Annotated in this window: 18 protein-coding genes; 6 read left to right on the top strand and 12 right to left on the bottom strand. The window is 67.2% G+C overall.

Annotated elements, in window-relative coordinates; genetic code table 11:
• Positions 1 to 47: 47 nt before the first annotated feature.
• The 5 genes from ACHQ4I_RS37275 to ACHQ4I_RS37255 form a co-directional block, all read right to left on the bottom strand.
• Positions 48 to 767, bottom strand: coding sequence for a type 1 glutamine amidotransferase (locus tag ACHQ4I_RS37275; RefSeq protein WP_420776581.1), 720 nt, complete (start codon positions 765 to 767; stop codon positions 48 to 50).
• 41 nt (positions 768 to 808) lie between these two features.
• Positions 809 to 2,044 (bottom strand): Mur ligase family protein, encoded by a 1,236-nt coding sequence (locus tag ACHQ4I_RS37270; protein WP_420776580.1) that lies wholly within the window; start codon positions 2,042 to 2,044, stop codon positions 809 to 811.
• A gap of 71 nt (positions 2,045 to 2,115) precedes the next feature.
• On the bottom strand, positions 2,116 to 2,757 hold the full coding sequence (locus ACHQ4I_RS37265) for a pyridoxamine 5'-phosphate oxidase family protein (protein WP_420776579.1): 642 nt from the start codon (positions 2,755 to 2,757) through the stop codon (positions 2,116 to 2,118).
• A gap of 67 nt (positions 2,758 to 2,824) precedes the next feature.
• Complete coding sequence (locus tag ACHQ4I_RS37260; protein WP_420776578.1) at positions 2,825 to 4,540, bottom strand: hydroxysqualene dehydroxylase; 1,716 nt, start codon at positions 4,538 to 4,540, stop codon at positions 2,825 to 2,827.
• A 546-nt stretch (positions 4,541 to 5,086) separates the two neighbouring features.
• On the bottom strand, positions 5,087 to 6,064 hold the full coding sequence (locus ACHQ4I_RS37255) for an EamA family transporter (RefSeq protein WP_420776577.1): 978 nt from the start codon (positions 6,062 to 6,064) through the stop codon (positions 5,087 to 5,089).
• A 114-nt stretch (positions 6,065 to 6,178) separates the two neighbouring features.
• Here ACHQ4I_RS37255 and ACHQ4I_RS37250 point away from each other — a divergent pair, with 114 nt between their 5' ends.
• Positions 6,179 to 7,075 (top strand): LysR family transcriptional regulator, encoded by an 897-nt coding sequence (locus tag ACHQ4I_RS37250; protein WP_420776650.1) that lies wholly within the window; start codon positions 6,179 to 6,181, stop codon positions 7,073 to 7,075.
• Between the two features lie 183 nt (positions 7,076 to 7,258).
• Here ACHQ4I_RS37250 and ACHQ4I_RS37245 read toward each other — a convergent pair whose 3' ends face one another.
• Positions 7,259 to 8,731 (bottom strand): nucleotide-binding protein, encoded by a 1,473-nt coding sequence (locus ACHQ4I_RS37245; protein WP_420776649.1) that lies wholly within the window; start codon positions 8,729 to 8,731, stop codon positions 7,259 to 7,261.
• 704 nt (positions 8,732 to 9,435) lie between these two features.
• Positions 9,436 to 11,229, bottom strand: coding sequence for a 2-isopropylmalate synthase (gene leuA, locus ACHQ4I_RS37240; protein WP_420776576.1), 1,794 nt, complete (start codon positions 11,227 to 11,229; stop codon positions 9,436 to 9,438).
• A 279-nt stretch (positions 11,230 to 11,508) separates the two neighbouring features.
• On the opposite strand from leuA, the gene ACHQ4I_RS37235 reads away from it, so the two are divergent.
• The 4 genes from ACHQ4I_RS37235 (at position 11,509) to ACHQ4I_RS37220 (ending at position 16,566) form a co-directional block, all read left to right on the top strand.
• Positions 11,509 to 12,276, top strand: coding sequence for a sulfite exporter TauE/SafE family protein (locus tag ACHQ4I_RS37235; protein ID WP_420776575.1), 768 nt, complete (start codon positions 11,509 to 11,511; stop codon positions 12,274 to 12,276).
• Positions 12,277 to 12,361: 85 nt separating this feature from the next.
• Positions 12,362 to 13,936 carry an alpha/beta hydrolase gene (locus ACHQ4I_RS37230; protein ID WP_420776574.1) on the top strand — a complete coding sequence of 525 codons (1,575 nt, stop codon included), beginning with the start codon at positions 12,362 to 12,364 and terminating at the stop codon, positions 13,934 to 13,936.
• Positions 13,937 to 14,038: 102 nt separating this feature from the next.
• Positions 14,039 to 15,661, top strand: a complete 1,623-nt coding sequence (locus ACHQ4I_RS37225; protein WP_420776573.1) for a GMC oxidoreductase — start codon at positions 14,039 to 14,041, stop codon at positions 15,659 to 15,661.
• A 56-nt stretch (positions 15,662 to 15,717) separates the two neighbouring features.
• Entirely contained in the window at positions 15,718 to 16,566 is an 849-nt protein-coding gene (locus tag ACHQ4I_RS37220) for an ion transporter (RefSeq protein ID WP_420776572.1), read from the top strand.
• On the opposite strand, the gene ACHQ4I_RS37215 is transcribed toward ACHQ4I_RS37220, so the two are convergent.
• The 4 genes from ACHQ4I_RS37215 to ACHQ4I_RS37200 all read right to left on the bottom strand — a co-directional run bounded on the left by ACHQ4I_RS37215 (position 16,544) and on the right by ACHQ4I_RS37200 (position 19,400).
• Complete coding sequence (locus ACHQ4I_RS37215) at positions 16,544 to 17,755, bottom strand: low temperature requirement protein A (protein ID WP_420776571.1); 1,212 nt, start codon at positions 17,753 to 17,755, stop codon at positions 16,544 to 16,546. The genes ACHQ4I_RS37220 and ACHQ4I_RS37215 overlap by 23 nt on opposite strands.
• Before the next feature lie 65 nt (positions 17,756 to 17,820).
• Complete coding sequence (locus ACHQ4I_RS37210; protein ID WP_420776570.1) at positions 17,821 to 18,279, bottom strand: SRPBCC family protein; 459 nt, start codon at positions 18,277 to 18,279, stop codon at positions 17,821 to 17,823.
• 281 nt (positions 18,280 to 18,560) lie between these two features.
• Positions 18,561 to 18,746: a DUF1918 domain-containing protein gene (locus ACHQ4I_RS37205; protein WP_420776569.1), complete on the bottom strand. Its 186-nt coding sequence runs from the start codon at positions 18,744 to 18,746 to the stop codon at positions 18,561 to 18,563.
• Positions 18,747 to 18,809: 63 nt separating this feature from the next.
• Positions 18,810 to 19,400, bottom strand: a complete 591-nt coding sequence (locus ACHQ4I_RS37200) for a TetR/AcrR family transcriptional regulator (RefSeq protein ID WP_420776568.1) — start codon at positions 19,398 to 19,400, stop codon at positions 18,810 to 18,812.
• 58 nt (positions 19,401 to 19,458) lie between these two features.
• On the opposite strand from ACHQ4I_RS37200, the gene ACHQ4I_RS37195 reads away from it, so the two are divergent.
• A complete protein-coding gene (locus ACHQ4I_RS37195) occupies positions 19,459 to 20,034 on the top strand; it encodes a dihydrofolate reductase family protein (RefSeq protein WP_420776567.1) in 576 nt (191 codons plus the stop codon).
• Between the two features lie 333 nt (positions 20,035 to 20,367).
• On the opposite strand, the gene ACHQ4I_RS37190 is transcribed toward ACHQ4I_RS37195, so the two are convergent.
• A complete protein-coding gene (locus tag ACHQ4I_RS37190) occupies positions 20,368 to 20,775 on the bottom strand; it encodes a secondary thiamine-phosphate synthase enzyme YjbQ (protein WP_420776566.1) in 408 nt (135 codons plus the stop codon).
• Between the last annotated feature and the right edge of the window lie 179 nt (positions 20,776 to 20,954).

Genomic DNA, 20,954 nt, shown 5'->3' with positions numbered 1-20,954 from the left:
TTCCGCCGAGGGTCCCGGCGAAAAGCGCGGCGCGTTGCCCCCGGCGATCAGGCGCGCAGACGTTCTCGGCGGAGTTGGTCTACCTCGGGAAGGTGAAGTGGGGGCAGTTCATCTACGCCGAGGACCCGCGCGATCAGGAGGTCGGCGAGTTCCGGATTGCGGGCCAGGGCGGGGCCGTGCATGTAGGTGCCGATGGTCGAGCCTTGGACGACGCCCTCGAGGCCGTCGCCGACACCGTTGCCCACGCCGCGGGTGACGTGCGCGAGGCCGGTGGCGTCGCCGCCGAGTTTGGTTCCACCGCGGTGGTTTTCGAAGCCGGTGAGGGCGGCGGTGAGGCCGGGCAGCATCGGGGTGGTCGTCACTTCGCCGATGGCGCGCTTGGCCTGTGGGGAGGTGGTGACATCGATGAGGCCGACGCCGTCGACGCGCTCGCCGGTGGACGTCTCGTACCAGTGGCCGAGCACCTGGATGGCGGCGCAGATGGCAAGTACCGGAGCGCCTTTCGCGGCGGCCCGCTGCAGACCGGGATAGCGCTGCAGATGCCGGGTGGCCAGCCGCTGCGCCGAATCCTCTGCTCCGCCAAGGGTATAGATGTCCAGCGACTCGGGAACCGGGTCGGACAGGGTGATTTCGACGATCTCGGCGTCATGGCCGCGCATGCGCAGTCGCTGCCGCAGCACCAGCGCATTGCCGCCGTCGCCGTAGGTGCCCATCACATCGGGCAGCACCAGGCCGATCCGTACGGTCGATTCCGGCCCGCCCGTCACCCGGCCACCACCTCTTATCGAATCGCTACTCGATGCTGTCATTAGTCTCGTTCCTCCAGATCGCGGTTGAGATCACGGAACGCGGTGTAGTTCGCCAATACCTCGACCCGCCCGGCCGGACAGGATGCGATGGCGCGCAACGGATCCGGCACCGTGGTGTGCTCGACTCCGGCATAGGTGAGGCGCACCGCGAGATCGGTGGCCCGCTCGCCGGCGGCCACCACCTGCACGCCCTCGAAATGCTCGAATCGCACATCCCACAGCCAGGACAGATCCTCGCCGTCGGGCACCTGACCATTGACCGCGATCACCAGACCGGCCGAATCGGGCTCGATCATCGACAGCGCCTCCTGCCAGCCCGCCGGATTCTTCGCCAGCAGCAGCCGGGCGGCGTGCTCGCCGACCTGCACCGTCCGGTAGCGGCCCGCGATCTCGCGCACCGTACCCGCCGCGCTCACCGCCGCTCCCGGATCCGCGCCGAGTGCGACCGCCGCGGCGACCGCCTGCGCGGCATTGCCCTTATTGGCCCGTCCGGGCAACGCCAGCTTCAGCGGCAACCGGACACCATCGGGTCCGACCAGCTCATCGCCATCGAGCCACCAATTCGGTTCGGGCCGTTCGAAATCCGTGCCGGTGCTGCGCCAGTGCGCGCCCTCCCACACGATCGGCTCACCGCTGCGCGGGCAGCTCGTCGCATCCATGGACCAGCCGCTGCCCGCCGCGACCCACACGACATTCGGATGGTCGTAGGCAATGGAGGTCACCAGCACATCGTCACAGTTGGCGATCACCACGGTCTGCGGATGCCGCGCCAGTCCCGCGCGCAGTTTGCGCTCGATCATATTGATCTCGCCGACCCGGTCCAGCTGGTCGCGGCTGAGGTTGAGCAGGATCACCACCGACGGGTTCAGCGAATCGGTGACGTGCGGCAGATGCAGTTCGTCGACCTCGATCGCGGCCAGCGGCGTCCCGCGGTGCGCGCTCAGCGCGGCCACGATGCCCGCGTCCATATTCGCGCCGTCCGCCTGCGTCGCGACCTTGCCGAGGGTGCTCAACGCGGCGGTGGTCATCCTGGTGGTGGTCGACTTGCCGTTGGTGCCGGTCACCAGCACGGTGCGCCGTCCGCGGCCGAGCTGATCCATGATCGTCTTATCGATCTGCAGCGCGATGAGCCCGCCGATCATCGATCCCTTGCCGCGACCCGCCTTCTGCGAGGCCCACGACGCTGCCGCCGCCGCCCGCAGCGCGAGCCGCCCGCGCACCGTTATGTCTGCCACGCCGCGAGTCTATGTGTTCTGCGCGCCGGCGCACTCGCTGCGGCCCGTCCGCTCGGCCGCAGTGACCGTGCTCACTCCCGGTACAGCTTGGCTCGGTAATTCTCCGGCGAGTAGTAGCGCTCCAGCTCCTCCACCGACTCCGTCACATTGGTCTGGACCTCTTTGACCAGGCGGGCGGGACTGGGCAGATTGTCGACCGGCCACTGCTCCGGTTCCCACAGGTGACTGCGGATGAAGGCCTTGGCGCAATGGAAGAAGATCTGCTCGATATCGACCTCGATGGCCAGGATCGGGCGATGCCCCTGCACCACCATGTCGTCGAAATACGGAGCATCGCGAACCAGGCGGGCCCGGCCGTTGATGCGCAGTGTCTCGCGGCGGCCCGGAATCATGAACAGCAGGCCGACGTGCGGGTTGCTGAGGATGTTCAGGTAGCCGTCGGCCCTGCGGTTGCCCGGGCGTTCCGGGATGGCGATGGTGGTGTCGTCGAGCACCTTCACGAATCCGGCCGGATCGCCCTTCGGCGAGGTATCGCAGTTGCCCTCGGCATCGCTGGTGCTCAGAGCGATGAACGGGGTGGCGGCGATCCAGTCGCGATCCCGGGGATGCAGTGCGACGCGCTCCTTGGTCGCGGCCCGCGGCATGACGTCCCCGAGTAGCTGTCGCAGGTCAGCCGGATCAGTGATCTCATTCGTGCCCGTGATTTCGCCCATACTTCGATGAAAGCACCGGCACGGTGTCCCGGGCGATCGAATTACGTTCCCCGGGAGGGGAGATCGATCACAGTCGCACGTCGAACAGGTTCGGCTGGCCCGCGGCGTAGCGGTCGGCATCGATGCGGCGCAGGGGTTCCAACTCGGCGGCCCGGTAGAGCGTGAACTTGCGGCAGCGCTCGGCATTCGAGCCCGAGACCTCGAGGATGGCGTTGACCGCGTCGCGCGCGGATTCGTTGGCGCCCTCCATGGTCGCGAGATCGACATTGGTGCGCACGTAATCGCCGGCCAGGAACAGGTTTTCGAGCGCGCCGTGGGTCTCCGGTCGGCACTCCCACGAACCGGCGGTATTGATCAGCAGCGGGTCGGCATTGGCGTTGCGCCGCTGGGACTCCTGCCAGCTGATGCCCGGATCGAGGAACCAGGAGTGCAGATCGTCATCGCGCAGCAGGTCACCGCGGTCATCGAGATGCGCGGTTATCTGTGCCCACACCTCGCGGGCGATTTCGTCGTGCGTGCACTCCTTGGCGGGCTTGCCGTAGAGCATTCCTGGAGTGTTCCAGTCCGAGATATCGACCGAAAGACAGTCCTGCACCGTGCCGTCGCCGAATTCGGTGAGTTTGCGCGTCCACAGCTGATTCTGGCTGATCGAGGTGAGCGACCACGGCGCGTCGATATAGGCGGTGTGGCCGCGCGAAATGTCCATCGGCCTGCGCAGATAGAACTGGATTCCGTTCATCCAGTCGACGAACAGCCGATCCATCGCGGCCAGTTCGGGACGCACCGCGAGCACGTCGGGCGACCACAGCGCGCGGGCCTGCTCGGCGGGCAGCGCGACCACGAAATAGTCGGCGTCGATGCTCGCAGCGCCGTTCGCATCGACGATGCGCGCCGATGCGATCCGTCGATCGCGCACATCGAGCCCGCGCACTTCGGCCCCGAGCGCGAATTGCACGCCGAGTTCGCGCAGCCGCTGCACCCACGGATCGATCCACACCGAATTGGTCGGCCCGTTCAGCACCCGGTCCAGTGCGCCGTCATTGCCGATCTCGAAGGGGTTGCCCAGGAACTGTTCGCCCATGGTGCCGATGGTGCGGACGCTGGCCACATCCTCCTTCGCGGCCACCATGATGCTGGTCAGCGTGCGCGAGAGCAGTGCGCGGAATTCGTGGGAGCGCTGGTGGCCACCGACGAAGTCGCGCCATGAGGTGTATTCCCACTGCCCCAACCGGCGGGCGTCGCAACTGGAGTTGAATACCAGCAGTCGATCGGCGAAGTAGGCGCCCTCGCTGGCGGACATTTTCAGGGCCGTCGAGATCGTCGCGCCGATGGTTTCGCGGAACGAATCCGGGGTGAAATTGGTGCGCGCCTTCGGGCCGAGCGGAAGCCGGAAATCGTCGCCGTCGCGGCGGGCGAAACGTGCCTCCGGCACGCCGATCAGATTGCCCCAGACGCCATTCGGATTGCCCGCGAATGGAATTCGCCGCATCGTATCCGGAATGTGTTGGTAGAAGCCGGGAAAGAATCGGAAGCCGTGCTCGCCGGGCAGTTCCGGCCGTCCGCCCGACCCGCTGCCCGGCACCGCAACGCTGCGTGCCTTGCCCCCGGGCGCGCGTCTCTCGTACACCGTGACCTGGAATCCACGCTCGGCCAGCTCGTGCGCCGCGGTCAATCCCGCGACCCCACCGCCGAGTACCGCGACCCGCCTGCCGCCCGGACTGCCCGCGGCAGGCACCGGTCTCAGCGCACCGGCCGTTAGTGCCCCCGCCGTCGCTGCCCCCATCGCAACCGCCCCGCGAAGCATTGTTCTTCGCGAAACGGTCCACTCTTGATCTGCCATGCGCTTCGTTGTGCCCAGCCTTGGATCCCGATCTCTACCGCCGCAAACACTGTAAAGCGACTGCTCTGGACGACCCGACCCGCCCCAGATAGCCGCCGCACCACGGTCGGCATCGCCTTCGACCGTTCGGCGCTTACAGCGGGCCAGACATTACCGGCCGGTGCGACCGGTCCGAGCTACTTCCTGGAACCCGGGTCGTACGCAACCTTCGCAGGTCGGGGCGTCACGGTGGCCGATGGTCACGGTCGCCGACGGAAGGGGCAGGTAAATCGCTCGCAACAGGGCTGAGCGGGTTGTCGCAGGCTGTGTCGAGTGCACTGAACCCTGCCCGCTGGGGCTCAGGGGCCGGAATGGACAACTTCGATCGTGCACCAACTCTGTCGGCGTTCATACACCTCGACCAGTTGGTGGTGGTCGGATCCGATGTCGGCCGAGTGGTCGAAACCGCCTCCTTCTCGGCGTCATTCGCGGTCGCGCCCCGCCGGTGCCTCAGGCATCCACCAATCGGGGTTGCCCGCCGAGGGTCGGATCCGATGTCTGCGACACCGGGTGAGTGGTCGAAACCGCTTCCGCTGGTGTGGCATTCGCATCGCGGCGACCCGCCTTCGTCGCCGCGAATGCGCCGGCGATCACGATGGCTCCGCCGAGCAGTGACAGCGGCGTCGGGTCCTCGCCGAATGCGGCCCAGGCGGCGAGGATGCCGACCACCGGGACGAGCAGGGACATGGGTGCGACCGTGCTGGCCGGGTACCGGCTCATCAGGTAGGTCCACAGACCCGAACCCGCGATGGTGCCGAGCGCGACGATGTAGGCGAGGCCGAGCAGCGCGTGCCAGCCGCCGGGGGAGGTGACGTCGGTCAGTGCGTGCAGGCCGGTCGTCGGTCCTTCGATGAGTCCGGACAGCGCGAACATGGGGATCGGCGGCACGACCGTCATCCACAGCGTGAGGTGCAGCGGATTGACCCCGCCGGGCGCGGTGGCCAATCGGGAGCCGATATTGCCGAAGGCCCAGCCGAGGCCGCCCGCCAGCGTCAGCAGCACCGGCAACAGCGCGGCATGCTGTGCCCGATCGAGGCCGATCACCACGATGCCCGCCACCGCGACGGCGATACCGAGCAATTGGGTCGTCCGCAGCCGCTCCCGCAGCAACAGCGCACCCAGCACGACCGTGAACGGCGCGGAGGACTGCAGCACCAGCGAGGACAACCCGGTCGGCATCCCGGCTCGCATCGCGGTGAACAGGAATGCGAATTGCAGGATCCCGAATCCGGTTCCGTACAACAGCAACCAGCGCAGCGGCACCCGCGGACGCGGGACGAACGCCACAACCGGCACCGCGATCACCGCAAAGCGCAGCGCGGCGAAGAAGAACGGCGGAAAGTGGTCCAGCCCCACCCGGATGGCAACGAAATTCAGCCCCCAGAGCAGGACAACGGTAAGCCCGAGCAGGCGATCGCGATTGGTCACGCTTCTTATCGTGGGTAATGAAATCAATAAGGACAATCGAATAAATATGGACTATCGATGTAGCATTGCTTAATGATTTCCGCAGTGCCGGAGAACGTGCGGGTCGGGCCGCCGATGGCGGTCGAGCGTCTGCGCGTACTGCGTGAATTCGCCGATCGCGGGACGATCGCCGCTGTCGCCGAGGCTCTTTCGATGACTCCTTCCGCGGTATCGCAGCAGCTCAAGGTGCTGGCCAAGGAGGCGGGGGTGCCGCTGCTGGAACCGGACGGTCGCCGAGTTCGGCTCACTGATGCGGGGCAGGCGCTGGTGGTGCGCGCCGATGAGGTGCTCGCCGCCCTGGATCGTGCGGTGGCCGAGATGGCTCACTACCGTGGTTCGCCGCGTGGACGAGTTCGGGTCGCGCTGTTCCCGTCCGGCGCCGCGCTACTGCTGCCGCGGGTACTGCCCGCGCTCGCCGACAGCGGCGTCGAGGTCGTCGCCAGCGACGTGGACCTGCCGCCGACCGAGGTTCCGCGCCTGCTCGCCGACTACGACATCGTCCTCACCCACCGCGACGAACGCGCCCCCGGCATTTCGGGTCCGCGGGTCAGCACCACCGTGGTCATGCGTGAACCCACCGATGTCGTTGTCGCACCGACACATCCGCTCGCGGGCCGCACCGAGGTGACTCCGGCCGAACTCGCCGAGGAAACCTGGCTCAGCGTCCGCGGCGGCTTCCCGGTCGACGACGTCCTGCGCTCCATTGCCACGATGACCGGCGTCCAACCCCGGATCGCCCAGCGCCTCAACGACTTCCGCGTCATCGAAACCCTGGTGGCCGCGAATTACGGCGTAGCCCTCATGCCCCGCTGGGCCGTAGCCCACCCCGACCTCGCGGTCCTGCGCCTGACCGGCGTCCGCGCCGCCCGCCTCTACGAACTGGCCACCCGCCCCCACGCCGAAACCCGCCCCGCCATCGCCACCGTCCTGGACGCCTTCCGCACCGCCGCCCACCAGGTAGCAGCCGAGTAGCCGCGGCCATGTGCCGTCCGCGACGTTATGGCCCGGTCGGTGCCGGCAGCCGTCTGCCGCACACCAATCGGCTACGTCAGCTGTGCTCCATGCGAGGTAGCGCGATGCTCGGACTCCCCGCGCCAGGATCGAAGCGAGTGCGGCCCGGCGTTGGTGAAGTGCCGGGCCGCAACGGTTTCGGAGCTAGTGGTGGCGGGGTGGGCCTGGGCGGTATTGCTGGGAGCCGATGTAGGCGAAGTCGTCGGCGACCATAGCGGCCAGTTCCAGCAGGGCGCGGCGGGTCGGCTTGCTGACCAGTTCCAGGTCGATTTCCGCGCCCTCGGCGAGGTGGTCGTCGAAGGGGACCACCTGGACCGCGCGGGTGCGGTCGAGGAACAGCTTGCGGAGCTGATCCAGGTCGACGGTGGAGGCGCCGCGCCGAGAGGCGTTGACCACCACCACGGTTCGTTCGACCAACTTGCCGTAGCCGTGGTGGTCCAGCCAGTCCAGGGTGGCCGAGGCGCTGCGGGCGCCGTCGATGGCGGGGGAGGTCACCAGCACCAATGAGCTGGCCATATCCAGCACACCGGCCATGGCCGAATGCATCAGTCCGGTGCCGCAGTCGGTGAGGATGATGTTGTAGAACGACTGCAGGATGCCGATGGCCTGGCGGTAGTCGGCCTCGCTGAAGGCCTCGGAAACCGCCGGATCCTGTTCACTGGCAAGCACTTCCAGTCGGCTCGGCGCCTGGGATGTATGCGCCCGGACATCGGAGTACCTGGTGATATGCGAATCCTCGAGCAGATTGCGCACGGTGGAGCGGGTCTGGCGCGGCACCCGGTGCGCCAGTGTGCCGAGGTCGGGATTGGCATCGATCGCGATGACCCGGTCACCGCGCAGCGAGGAGAACGTCGATCCCAGTCCGACGGTGGTCGTCGTCTTGCCGACGCCGCCCTTGAGCGAGAGGATCGCGATCCGATAGTCCCCGCGCACCGGCTGATTCACCCGGTCGACGAGGTCGCGGTAGACGACATCCGCCGCGGACTCACCCGGATTGATCATGCCGCCGGAGGCCTTGTGCACGGCCCGCCGCCAGCCACTGCGCGGCGCCTTGCGGGCCCGCTTCAGCAGGTTCAGATCGTTGACCGAATGTCCGGGCTGTCCCGGCTGCGGCACATGCTGCGGCTGGAACGGCTGCTGTGGCTGATGCGGATTCGGCGGGCCCCCTTGCCATCCGGGCGGCGGACCCTGCTCGAAATACGGCAGCTGACCGGTGTTCGGCCCCGGATCCGGGTAGGTCGGTGGCCCCTGTTCGGCATAGGGCAGCTGCGGCGGCTGACCCATGGGCGGTTGCCCCATCGGCGGCTGACCCATGGGGGGCTGCTGGTACATCGGCGGCTGCACCGGCGGTGGTGGCGGCGCCCAGCTGTAGATCGGCCCGCTCTGCGGATCGCCCTGACCGTCCGGCGATACCCGCCGGACCAGACCATCGGGCCCGATCTCCTGCCGGAACTCGCCATAGGACTGCTCGGGCGCGGGCTGCACCGGATGGTTACCGCTCTGCCCGGGACCGACCGGCCCCGGCTGATACGGCTGCGCGAATTGGCCAGTGCTGTAAGGCCCCGGCGCACCGGGCGGCGCGAAACCGTCGGGCGGTCCGTACTGCTGCTGTGGCATCCCGGCCTGCGGATAGGCGGTGGTCGGGTCTATCGGCCCCGCCGGGAATCCGGCGAACTGCGCGGGTTCCGGCGATGCGGGCTCGTCGGGCTGCTCGCCCTCCGGCTGTTCCGCGGCGTCGGCGGCCTGCTCGCCTTCGTACTCGGCCGCCGCGTCGACGGGTGCGGATTCGGCCGCCTCGTCCTGCGCCGCGTGCTGACCCGAGGAGTCGGTGGTGACCTCGGCCGTATCCACCGAATGACTCTGCAGCCAGGGCGGAGAAGTCGGATTGTGGTCGTTAGTTGTCACAGTTCCCCCATCTGCTCGGGAATTCGAGCAGAGAGCTCGGCGCTTGAATGCGAATCAACGCTAGCACGAGGTACTTTGCCTCGCCCCGTGCTATACACGGCCAACGCGCCGAGTACACGCCGCGACCAGCCCCAGCTTACGGACAACTCGAAAACACTGTCCTACAGCAAAATCGAGAGCCGGGCACCCGAATCAGCAACAAAATTGCCACCAACGGGTACCCGATCCCCACCGTACTCCCCGCTCTGCGCCCAAACCCCGCGATCCGCCGGACCGCCCGCCGCCCCCGCGCGCGAACTCAGGATCAAGATCAGGTGGCATTTATGGCGGCATCGCCCGAGAAGCCCCCGCCACCAGTGCCACCTGATCTTGATACTGCGAGCCTCCGGGGCCAGCGCCTGGGGCGGCGGCCCGGCTCAGTGCGCCCGGTTCACCGCCGAGACGACGGCGCGCAGCGATGCGGTCGTAATGGACGTGGCGATGCCGACGCCCCACACGACCTTGTCCCCGATCGCGCACTCCACGTACGCCGCGGCCTGTGCGTCGTCACCCGCGGACATCGCGTGCTCGGAGTAATCCAGCACCCGCACATCGAATCCGACCGTCGCGATCGCGTCGACGAAGGCGGCGAGCGGCCCATTGCCCGCGCCGGTGACCTCCTGCTCGACGCCGTCGACCTTCACCACGGCGGTGATCGAGTCCACACCCCCGTCGGTCTCCGAGGCGGTCACCTTCTGGCGCATCCGCTCCAGCGGGCGGATCGGGCTCAGGTACTCCTCGGCGAAGACATCCCACATCTCCTTGGGCGAGACCTCGCCGCCCTCGCCGTCGGTGATCTTCTGAATCGCCTGGGAGAACTCGATCTGCAGCCGCCGCGGCAGCACCAGCCCGTGGTCGGTCTTCATGATGTAGGCGACGCCGCCCTTGCCGGACTGCGAGTTGACCCGGATGACGGCCTCGTAGGTGCGGCCCACATCCTTCGGGTCGATCGGCAGGTACGGCACCTCCCAGACGATGTCGTCGACATCGGCGCCGGCGGCGTCCGCGGCGGCCTTCATCGCGTCCAGACCCTTGTTGATCGCGTCCTGGTGCGAACCGGAGAACGCGGTGTAGACCAGATCGCCGCCGTAGGGGTGGCGCTCGTGCACCGGCAGCTGGTTGCAGTATTCGACGGTCCGACGGATCTCATCGATATCGGAGAAGTTGATCTGCGGATCCACGCCGCGGGAGAACAGATTCATCCCCAGCGTTACCAGGCAGACATTGCCGGTGCGCTCACCGTTGCCGAACAGGCAGCCCTCGATGCGATCCGCACCGGCCTGGTAACCCAGTTCGGCGGCGGCCACCGCGGTGCCACGGTCGTTGTGCGGGTGCAGCGACAGCACGATCGAATCGCGGCGGGCCAGGTTGCGGCTCATCCATTCGATCGAATCGGCGTAGACGTTCGGGGTCGCCATCTCGACGGTCGCGGGCAGGTTGATGATCATCGGCCTATCCGGGGTCGGCGCGATGATCTCGGTGACCGCGTCGCAGACCTCCTTGGCGTAGGACAGCTCGGTGCCGGTGTAGGACTCCGGGCTGTACTCGTAGCGCCAGTTGGTGTCCGGGTAGCGCTTCTCGACCTCCAGGCACAGCTTCGCGGCATCGGTCGCGATCTTCTTCACCGCCGCCTGGTCCGCGCGGAACACCACACGCCGCTGCAAGACCGAGGTCGAGTTGTAGAAGTGGACGATCACATTGGCCGCACCGGCGCACGCCTCGAAGGTGCGCTCGATCAGTTCGGCGCGACACTGGGTCAGCACCTGGATGGTGACATTGTCGGGAATGGCCCCGTCCTCGATGATCTCGCGGACGAAGTCGAAATCGGTCTGGCTGGCCGACGGGAAGCCGACCTCGATCTCCTTGTAACCCATCCGCACCAGCAGGTCGAACATGCGGCGCTTGCGGGCCGGGCTCATCGGATCGATCAGGGCCTGGTTGCCGTCGCGCAGGTCGACGGCGCACCAGCCGGGGGCGCGGTCGATGATCTTGTCCGGCCAGGTGCGGTCGGGCAGTGTGATCGGCTCGACCTCGTCGGCGAAGGGCCGGTACCGGAAGGTCGGCATGGAGGAGTTCAGCTGCCGGTTCCAGGCGGGCTGGTCCGCGTGAGCGGGCTTGCTCGGAGCCGTGATGGTGCGCGAGCCGGATACGAAGGCGTCAGCAGGGGACATGCGATTTTCTCCAGGGTGTGGTGGATCCCAGTTATCGGGTCGACCAGCGCGGCAGAACCCCGCGACGGGAGGCCGGTCCGATCAGACCCCGTCGCGGCGGCCGAGAAGAAGTGCCCGCTGCATAATGCCGGCGAGTTTACCGTGCCACGACGCACCGCCGAAAGCCCGGTCCCCATCGTCCGGTCATCCGACCTAACGATTAGCGTTCCGACCGGCTGGTGGACGCTTGTACGGATCCCGTTATGTGACGGCTCCGACGGGACGTAAGAGGTAGTTCGGATGACTTGGTTGGAACAACTCGCCGTCCTCGCCGCGGGCATCGCGGCGGGCGGCATCAACACCATCGTGGGATCGGGCACCCTGATCACCTTCCCGGTGCTGCTCGCCTTCGGGATTCCGCCCGTGACGGCGAACGTCTCGAACACGATCGGCCTGGTCCCCGGCGGGATCAGCGGCGCGCACGGCTACCGGCGCGAACTCGTAGGACAGCGCGCCCGTCTGGTCCGGCTCGGCACCGCGTCACTGCTCGGCGGCACCACCGGCGCGATCCTGCTGCTCACGCTCCCGGCGTCGGCCTTCAAGGCGATCGTGCCGGTGCTGATCATCGCGGCGCTGATCCTGGTCGTGGTCCAGCCGCGATTGGCGCACTGGGTGAAGCAGCGCCGCGCGGCCGATACCGGCCCGGAGCCCGAACACGGCGGTCTGATCCTGTTCCTCGCGATCTTCGCGTGCGGCATCTACGGCGGGTATTTCGGCGCGGCGCAGGGCGTGCTGTTGATCGGGCTGCTCGGGGTGTTCGTGCACGAGGACATCCAGCGCCTGAACGGGGTCAAGAATGTGCTCGGTCTGCTGGTGAACGCGGTCTCCGCGGTGATCTTCACGCTGATCGCCCATGTCGACTGGCGGGCGGCCGCGCTGATCGCCGTCGGCTCGATCATCGGCGGGCAGTTGGGCGCGAAGATGGGCAGGCGGATGCCGCCGAACGTCTTGCGCGCGGTGATCGTCGTGGTCGGCAGCATCGCCGTCGTCCGTTTGCTGATGGCCTAGCGCAGTGCGGTCGCACTTGTGGCGGAGCGGGATTGGTCCCAAAGGAGGACGACGCGGGCCGGGTTCGCAACGCAGGATGATCGGTATGCGCGGGTGGAAGATCGTCGGGTTGGCGTTGATCGCATTGGCGCCGTCATTGGTCGCGTGCATCCGGCAGAGCGAGGCGGTGTCGCAGATCGCCGAACTGGTCGCGCAGGCCGATGCGGCGCCGACTCCGAAACTCGATTGGGCGCAATGCGCCGAGCCCGCGTTGAGCAGGTATCAGTGCGCCACGGCGGCGGTCCCGATCGACTACGCGCAACCGAGCGGCCCGACACTGTCGCTCGCGATCATCAAACAGCCCGCCTCCGATAAGGATCGGCGCATCGGCACCCTGTTCACCGCGGTCGGCGGGCCCGGCGGCTCGGGCTTCAGATGGGCGAGCCACGGCGAGCTGTTTCCCGGTGAGGTGGCCCGCCGATTCGATGTGATCACCTTCGACCAGCGCGGCATCGGCCGCAGCGGGCAGGTGCGCTGCTTCCCGAATTCCGAAGAGCAGCACCGGTTCTGGTCGGGGCTCCTGCTGCCGCCGACGGATGCCGAGCAGGAGAGCGCGGCCGCGCGCAAGGCCCGTGAGCTGGCTGCCGGATGCGCCGCCAATAGCCCGGAGTTGCTGCCGCATCTGACCACCGTCGATGCCGCCCGCGATCTGGACCTGCTGCGCCGCGCGGTGGGCGATACCACCATGACCTATGAGGGCGGGTCCTACGCGAGTTATCTGGGCGAGGTGTACGGCGCGCTCTTCGGCGACCGGGTCCGCGCACTGAACCTCGGTTCGATGATCGACCCGGATGCCTACACCAACGATTCGCGCGCCCAGATCGCCGACTCCGCCGCGGGCACCGAGGAGGTGCTGACGGAGTTCCTGCGGCTGTGTGCCGAAGCGGGACAATCACATTGCGCGTTCGCGGGCCCGGCCAAGACCGACGCCGCCGCATTGCGCGCCCGCAACGACGCCGTGCTCGACCGGCTGCGTCAGGGTCCCATCGAGGTCGGACAGGGTGAGCGCGCCCGCGCGGTGACCTCGACCGAGGTGCTGCCCGCCCACGCCACCATGCTCTACGACCCGAAAGCGGGCTGGCCCGCGCTGGCCGAGCTGCTCACCGAACTGGAGCGCGGCCCGGCTGGCAATCCCGATGTCGTACAACAGATTCTGGCCGCTGGCGGTTTCACCGACGACTTTCTCGACGCGTACACCGCAATCACTTGCGCGGACAACAGCTTCGGTCGCGAACCGGAGCAATGGCCAACGCTGGCAACCGAATTCGCGAACGCCGCACCGCACTACGGTGCCATGTGGCTGTACCTGCGACAGGCCTGCGGGGCCTGGCCCGCACCGGCCACGGGGTATCCGCAGCGCATCACCGGGCCGTGGATCCTGCGCTCGGACAAGCCCGCCCTGCTGTTCAACAATCGCTTCGATCCGGTGACCCCGCTGACGGCCGCGCGCCGGGCCCAGCAGGAGTTGGTCAACGCCAGGCTGGTGGTCATAGAGGGCGGCTATGGCCATGAGGTGGTGAGCGAGTGCGCGGACCGTCTCCAGGAGCATTACCTGGTCGACCTACAGCTCCCGGCACCCGGCGCGACCTGCAAACCGGATAGGGCGCCGTTCGCCGACTGAAGCCGCCGACCAAGATCGCTGGCATTCCTTCGCCAAGACTGTTCAGCACACCGGAATCCCGGTAGTCTGCGCTCGGCCATGCGTGATGAGGGAGGTGGCCGGGTGCATAGACGTGCCTTTTTCAAGGCAGCCGGTACGGCCGCGATGCTGGGTTTCGCGGGTAACGTATCGGGCGCGGGCCCATCTGGCGCCGCAGATCCGATCTGGGACAACCTTTTCCGCATGTGGGTGCCGGAAATCTTTGCGCCACTTCCCGATCCGCCCGAGCATTCGCCCGCGATCGTGATCGGCTCCGGCTTCGGCGCCGCGGTCACCGCGCTGCGCCTGGCCGAGGCCGGTATCGCCAACACTGTGCTGGAGCGCGGTTCGCGCTGGCCGAACGACCCCTGGCGGGAGATCTTCACCGGTGACGATCTGCCCGACGGCCGCGGCTTCTGGCATCGCACCAGCTTCACCGGCGTCACCAAGGTGCCGATGCGTTTCGCCAGCTTTGGCGGCGTGCTCGACTGCACCGAGTATCCGGGCATCGACGTGTGGCGGGCGGCCGCGGTCGGCGGCGGCTCGGTGATCTTCAGCGGTGCGATGATCGCGCCCGAACGCCGCTTCTTCGATCACGTCTTCGGCGGCACCGTCGACTACGGCGAAATGGAAAGCGTCTACTACCCGCGGGTGCGGGAGATGTTGCGGCTCAGTACGATTCCGGCGGATCTGTACGCCGCGTCGCCGTTCGCGCATTCCCGGGCCTGGGACGAGCAGGTGCGCCGGGCGGGCTACGAGCCCCTGGCCAATGACTCGATCTTCAACTGGGATGTGCTGCGCGGCGAAATCGCGGGCACCTCGAGACCTTCCGCGACGGTCGCGCGCAGCACTCTCGGCAACTCCAACGGCGCGAAATTCGACCTCAACCAGAACTACCTGCGCTACGCCCAGGACACCGGCAGATCCGCGATCTATCCGGGTCACCGCGTCGACACCATCGCGCAGGAATCCGGCGGCCGCTATGTGGTGACCGTCACCAAACTTTCGCCCACCGGCGAGGTGATCTGCACCCGCACCCTCACCTGCGACCGCCTGTTCCTCGGCGCGGGTTCGGTCGGCACCTCCGAGCTGCTGGTGCGGGCCCAGGCCACCGGCGCACTGCCGAACCTCAACGAGCACATCGGCGACGGCTGGGGCACAAACGGTGATGTGGTGCTGGCCCGCGGCGCCAGCCAGCTGGCCGGTTTCGGCCAGGGCGTGCCGAGTGTGAGCCGGATCCTCGACGAATCCGCGGTGCCGCTCACCCTGGAAAGTTGGTACATCCCAGGCATTCCGTTCGAGACCGGTGCACTCGCCTCACTGGGCATGGTGCTCGATCCGGCCCGTGCGCGCTTCGGCTACGACCGCGCCCGCAATTCGGTCGGGCTGTCCTGGTCGACGAAGAACCGCGACGATATCGTGGCGGCCGCCCGCGCGGTCGATCACCGGATCGCCGAACGTTCCAATGCGCTGGTCGAATACGGCGCACTGGGCTACGACGCGAACGCGCTGTTCACCGCGCACCCGCTGGGCGGTGCGGTGCTCGGCCGGGCCACCGACGGCAACGGTCGCGTGCACGGCCATCCCGGCCTGTACGTGATGGACGGTGCGGCCATTCCGGGCAGCACCGGCACGGTCAACCCATCGCTCACCATCACCGCGCTGGCCGAGCGCAATATCGAGGCCATCATCCGCGCTGGGAAGTAGCCCGGTCAGCGGCGTATTACTGTCGGCGGGACCGTTCGGCGTCGAAGGGATCTCACGTGGCAACTCCAACCAGGCCGACCCCGTACGGCCTCGATGAAGCGCCGAAGCTGGACTTTCCACGCAAGCCGCCCGCGCTGTGGTCGGACCTGGTGATGTTGGCGCTGGCCGTCGTCGCCGTCGTGCTGGTCACCTGGGTCACGTTCTTCGACGTCGCCACGCACACCTACCGGGTGATCGTGGTCCTCGACTATTCGGTGTGCGCGATCTTCGCCGCCGAATTCCTCTGGCGCTGGCGGCGTGCGGGCTGGCCGTGGACTTTCCCGTTCGTCTATTGGTACGAAGTGCTCGGCATGATCCCGGTGACCAGCCCGTTCTTCCGCGGGTTCCGGTTATTGCGGATCGTGGTGATCGCCGTCCGCGTCGGCCGGGTCGCCGATCGGGCACTCGGCGAGCGGGTGACCGCGGCGGTGGTGAACCGGTTCGTGACGACCATCGTCGAGGTCATCAAGCGCCCCATGACCATCGCCATACTGGACGAGGTCGCGCAGGTGCTGCGCGCGGGCCACTACACCCGCAATATCGCGGCGGCGCTGGAGGAGAACCGCGCCGAAATGGACGAGATGATCCTCGAACTCATCAAGAACGATCCGCAGGCCGGGCGGGTCCGCTATATCCCGTTCCACGACGAGATCATCCGGCTGATCGCCGACACCACCTTCCGCATCGTGTTCCAGGTGCTCGCGGATCCGCGCACCGACGAACTGGTTTCGGACATGATTCGCGAGAACGTCGATCAGATCAGGGATGCGGTGCACGCCGGGGTGCGCGTCGAGCCGTCCAATTACGGCCCGACGCCGCCCGAAGCGACCGTGCGCCACCACCTCAGCCGTGTGTCGCGTGCCTGATCTCGTCGCGCGGCTGCGCGTATCGCATTGTCTCCCAGCCGATCAGCAGCAACAGCACACCGCACAGCAATCCGAGTGACGCCAGCGCCGGCAGCGCACAGGCCGCCGGAATCAGCGCGAGCAGCACCACCGCGGCCACCAATCGCGGCACCGTGACACTGCCGGTCGCGTAGTGCTTGAATCCGACCAACGCGATCAGATACAGCACCACACCGCCGTACAGCGCGAACAGCGGGATGCCGTACAGCGCGTCCGTCAGGCTGTGCGCCGATTCATCGCCGACGTAGTAGAGCACCTTCTTCAGCCCGAGCGAGAGCCCGATGATCCCGGCGATCATCGGGAAATGCCAGAAGGTGTAGGAGGTTCGGGCGATCCTGATCTGCCGCTCGCCCTCGGCCCGCTGCAGTTCGTGCTCCACCGCCAGCGCCGCCACATCGAAGTACGCCCACCACAGCAGGCCCGATACCGCGAGCCCGAGCAGGGATCCGACCGCGATCGGCCACGAAATGGGCAGTCCGGCAACGCCGATGCCGATCGAGACGATCGATTCGCCCAGCGCCACAATGACGATCAGCCCGTAGCGCTCGGAGAAATGGCTGGCCGAATTCAATCGCCAGTCCTCGCCCGCCAGCAGGGTCCAGCCCATATCCCCGGCGATGGCGGCGAACCACAGCACGATCTGGGTGGTCCCCTCGGTCTCCGCGGCTATGACGAGCAGGGTGGTGCCGATGGTGATGGACCCGAGACTCCACTTCAGGACCTGATTGCGCAGTTGCGAATCCTCGGCGCTGGCCAGCAGGAACATGCCCAGGTGCACCAGCCGCACGATCAGATACGCGATCGCGAAGACCAGCGGCCCGTACCACCCGCCGGGCCCATCCTCGAAGGCCTCGGGAATGGTGAGCGCCGCCAGGAAGCCGCCGCCCATCGCGAAGAACATGGCGACCCGGGCGATGCCCTCGTCCGCGCGCACCACATTGCCCAGCCAGGAGTAGGCGATCCACAGCCACCACATGACCGCGAGCACGAGGCCCGCGCGGAGCATGTTCTCGGCGCTGATGTCGTGTGCGGCGAGGCCGGTGACCATGGTGAAGGCGAAGACGAGCACCAGGTCGAAGAACAATTCGAGCTGAGTTACCGACGCATCCTCGGCCGTCGGCAGGAGTCGAGCCCGTTTGGAACCGATCATGGTGCACATAGTCGCATCCGGATGCGACTATGTGCACCGCTGGCAAGTTTGCGCTGAAGGGTCAGCTACACGGCTTGGAAGTTCTCGTTTTCGGTGAAGCCCTCGGCGAACTCGATGAAGTTCTGTACGACAGCCTCGTTCGAGCGTCGCATGGTCCGGCTCACCAGCATGCCCGGAATGGGGATCGGGACATAGAGCTCCACGTGGTACCAGACGTCGGTGCCGTCCTCGCCCTCGGTGACCTCGAACCAGCCACCGCCCTTGACCCCGCGGGTGCTGTCGGTGACCTCCCAGGAGGACCGGATATCGGTCCACTCGTACTCCAGCACCTGTAGATCCGAGCTACCCATCAGCTCCGCCTTGACGAATACCCGGCGCGGGCGCAGCTGGTCGTCGCGGCTCGCGACCCGGGCGTCGGTGTAGGACGTCGACCACTCCGGGAGCATCTCGACCGCGGCCAATGCATCCATTACCTGCTCGGGTTCGGCGTCGACGACGAAACGGATATCGGTCTTTGTACGCATTCCATACCTCCGCCCCCGCCCAACTACATCGGCAAATTGTGCCCAGCGACACATTCGCAAGTCAACCGAGTGGTCCAGTGCGCGGAACCACATCGGCCGGATCGGGAGGCATATCTCGGGGCTATCTCGATCGAATCTCAACTGCGAGAACATGTTCCGGTTCGGTATTCGATCGAACGGCGATATCGCCGGATCCAGTGGACTGAACCGGCATCCTGGCCCGGGTTCGGCCGGGCAGCAGAAAACGGGCCCGCCGCCAGCGGGCCCTCGATCCTTGCGGCTCAGGGCATCGCGGGTTCGATGATCGCGTCCGGACCCGGGTAGACGAGCGATTCGTGCCCGTCATCGAATCGCACCATGTAGGGCGGCGCGCCCTGGGCCCCGCGGACTTCGACGATTTCGCCGTGGCGATCAGCCTGTCCCACTACGTGTCCATGCACGAGGAGCCGGTCTCCAACATTCGCCATCATGTCTCCATTATCGAATGGCAGTGATGCCCGTCACAAGGTCTCCCGGTACGGCGCGGCGTTTCATTCGGTCCCGACCAGTCGGTCGACCGCGGCCTCGATCAGCTCCTGGCTCTGCGCCTCGGTGAAGATCCCCGGCAGCGTGAGCCGGTCCACGATCAGCCAATTCAGCGCGAGATAGAGCAGAATCACCGATTTCTCGTCGCCGGGCAGTCCGGCTTCGAGGTGATTGCGCACGTTGAAATCCAGATCCGCGCGCACGGCCTCGGTCATGACCGCGCGCAGCTCCGGTCGCCGCGTCGCCTCCAAGCGCAGTTCGAGCATCGCCAGGTATCCGGTGCGAAACGCCTCGATGCGCCCGACCGTCTCCCGCATCAGCTCGGTGATGTGTGCGCGCGTCTTCGGGCCCGTGGCGAGCTCGGCCATGGTCGCCGCGCTCGGCTCCAGGCGCTCGTAGAACCGCCCGCCCGCCTGGGTGAGCAGATCGTCGCGGTTGGCGAAGTAGTTCGACGCCGTACCCGCGGGCACCGCGGCCTCCTTGTCCACCGCGCGGAAGGTGAGCCCACGCGCCCCCTCCTTGGCCAGCACCTCGAGTGCCGCGTCGAGCAACGCCTGTCGTCGCTCCGGATTGGTCCGCACTTGACACCACTCCATCTGTAGTACTACCTTCAAATCACTACATGCAGAGTACAACGGATTGGGCGGTATTGGTATGCGAAAGCTTGTTTACTACGTCGGCATGTCCCTCGACGGCTACATCGCGGGTCCCGGCGATGACATCAGCTTTTATCCGCTCGGCGAAGACACGTTGGACTGGATGAAAGCGGAGTATCCGGAGACGCTGCCCACCCATGCGCGCCCGCACATCGGACTGGCTGTCGATACTCCGAATCAGCAGTTCGACACCCTGGTGATGGGCCGAGGCACTTACGAACCTGCCCTGGCCATCGGCGTGACCAGCCCGTACGCCCACATGCGGCAGTACATCGTGTCGAGCTCCCTCGGCCGCATCGATGATCCGGCGGTCGAGCTGGTCCATAGCGATCCGCTCGGCCTGGTGCGCCGCCTGAAGCAGGAGGACGGCATGGATATCTGGCTGGCGGGCGGCGGCAAGCTCGCCGCGCAGCTGCTTAGCGAGATCGATGAACTCGTCATCAAGAGTTATCCGGTGGTCGCCGGTACCGGAACCCCAGCCTTCGCAGGTGAATTCAATCCGACGCTATTCGCGCCGACCAAGCGCACGGAGTTCGGCAACGGCGCGCAGGTCACCTGGCTGACCAGGGCCTGAGGCCCGCCCGCGGCGGCAGCGCGCCGCCACGGGGCCGGGCTCCCGCACCGCGTCCGGTGGTAGACCAGCACGATCGAACTGAAGTCGGTGGTGGACGGATCGGTCAGCGATAAGCGGATGGGTTGGCCGCCGTGCGCCGGGTGCACGCCCTGCTCGAACTTGCCCGGCTTCGCCGATCCGGTCGTAGACCAGGACGATCGCACCAGAGTCGGTGGTGGACAGATCGATCGGTCGGCGACCAGCTGGTCGCGGGCACGCCGTCCTCGAACAGGCGTGCGCCGCCGCCGACAGGCTCGGGGCACAGCGTGAACTCGCCCGCCTCGTGCCCGGCAGTTAGTCGCTCAGAAATGACAGGCGCACCTGACGATCCGGGTTGTCCACATTCAGATCCACCAGCGCGATGGACTGCCAGGTACCCAATGTCAGCGCACCGTCGATCACCGGCACGGTGGCGTAGGGCGGGATCAGCGCGGGCATCACATGGGAGCGTCCGTGCCCGCGCGAGCCATGTGCGTGCCGCCAGCGATCGTCGGCGGGCAGCAGATCGCGCAATGCGGCGAGCAGATCGTCATCGCTGCGCGCCCCGAGTTCCATAATCGCGATCCCGGCCGTGGCATGCGGCACGAAGATATGCAGCAGCCCGTCCTCGCCCGCATCCCGCGCGAACGACGCGCACTGCGCAGTTATGTCGTATACGACTTCGGACCGTCCCGTGGTCACCTCGATCACCGTGCTCTTCATGGCTCCCATCGTCCTCCTCGGCTCTCTGGCAGCAGGGCCCTGACGCGCGCCGCGGTCTCGTGCAGTTGCGGTTTCTCATATTCCGGTCGTGCACGGCTGGGGGTGGATGCTGAGGCCTCCGCAGCGCCGCACCCGCCGCGGCATGAAGGTGCGGACGACGGCCGTCTTCCGGCAGCCGG

Source organism: Nocardia nepalensis (assembly GCF_048910785.1).
GTDB classification, from domain to species: domain Bacteria; phylum Actinomycetota; class Actinomycetes; order Mycobacteriales; family Mycobacteriaceae; genus Nocardia; species Nocardia nepalensis.
This window is presented reverse-complemented; position numbering and strand designations above follow the sequence as displayed.

Bases quoted from the DNA above. Each gene is read 5' to 3' on its own strand.
- ACHQ4I_RS37190 (WP_420776566.1), bottom strand. From the start codon at position 20,775: ATGAAGAGCACGGTGATCGAGGTGACCACGGGACGGTCCGAAGTCGTA.
- ACHQ4I_RS37250 (WP_420776650.1), top strand. From the start codon at position 6,179: ATGGCGGTCGAGCGTCTGCGCGTACTGCGTGAATTCGCCGATCGCGGG.
- ACHQ4I_RS37215 (WP_420776571.1), bottom strand. From the start codon at position 17,755: ATGATCGGTTCCAAACGGGCTCGACTCCTGCCGACGGCCGAGGATGCG.
- ACHQ4I_RS37210 (WP_420776570.1), bottom strand. From the start codon at position 18,279: ATGCGTACAAAGACCGATATCCGTTTCGTCGTCGACGCCGAACCCGAG.
- ACHQ4I_RS37235 (WP_420776575.1), top strand. From the start codon at position 11,509: ATGACTTGGTTGGAACAACTCGCCGTCCTCGCCGCGGGCATCGCGGCG.
- ACHQ4I_RS37205 (WP_420776569.1), bottom strand. From the start codon at position 18,746: ATGGCGAATGTTGGAGACCGGCTCCTCGTGCATGGACACGTAGTGGGA.
- ACHQ4I_RS37245 (WP_420776649.1), bottom strand. From the start codon at position 8,731: ATGCCACAGCAGCAGTACGGACCGCCCGACGGTTTCGCGCCGCCCGGT.
- ACHQ4I_RS37200 (WP_420776568.1), bottom strand. From the start codon at position 19,400: ATGGAGTGGTGTCAAGTGCGGACCAATCCGGAGCGACGACAGGCGTTG.
- ACHQ4I_RS37230 (WP_420776574.1), top strand. From the start codon at position 12,362: ATGCGCGGGTGGAAGATCGTCGGGTTGGCGTTGATCGCATTGGCGCCG.
- ACHQ4I_RS37265 (WP_420776579.1), bottom strand. From the start codon at position 2,757: ATGGGCGAAATCACGGGCACGAATGAGATCACTGATCCGGCTGACCTG.
- ACHQ4I_RS37260 (WP_420776578.1), bottom strand. From the start codon at position 4,540: ATGGGGGCAGCGACGGCGGGGGCACTAACGGCCGGTGCGCTGAGACCG.
- ACHQ4I_RS37195 (WP_420776567.1), top strand. From the start codon at position 19,459: ATGCGAAAGCTTGTTTACTACGTCGGCATGTCCCTCGACGGCTACATC.
- leuA (WP_420776576.1), bottom strand. From the start codon at position 11,229: ATGTCCCCTGCTGACGCCTTCGTATCCGGCTCGCGCACCATCACGGCT.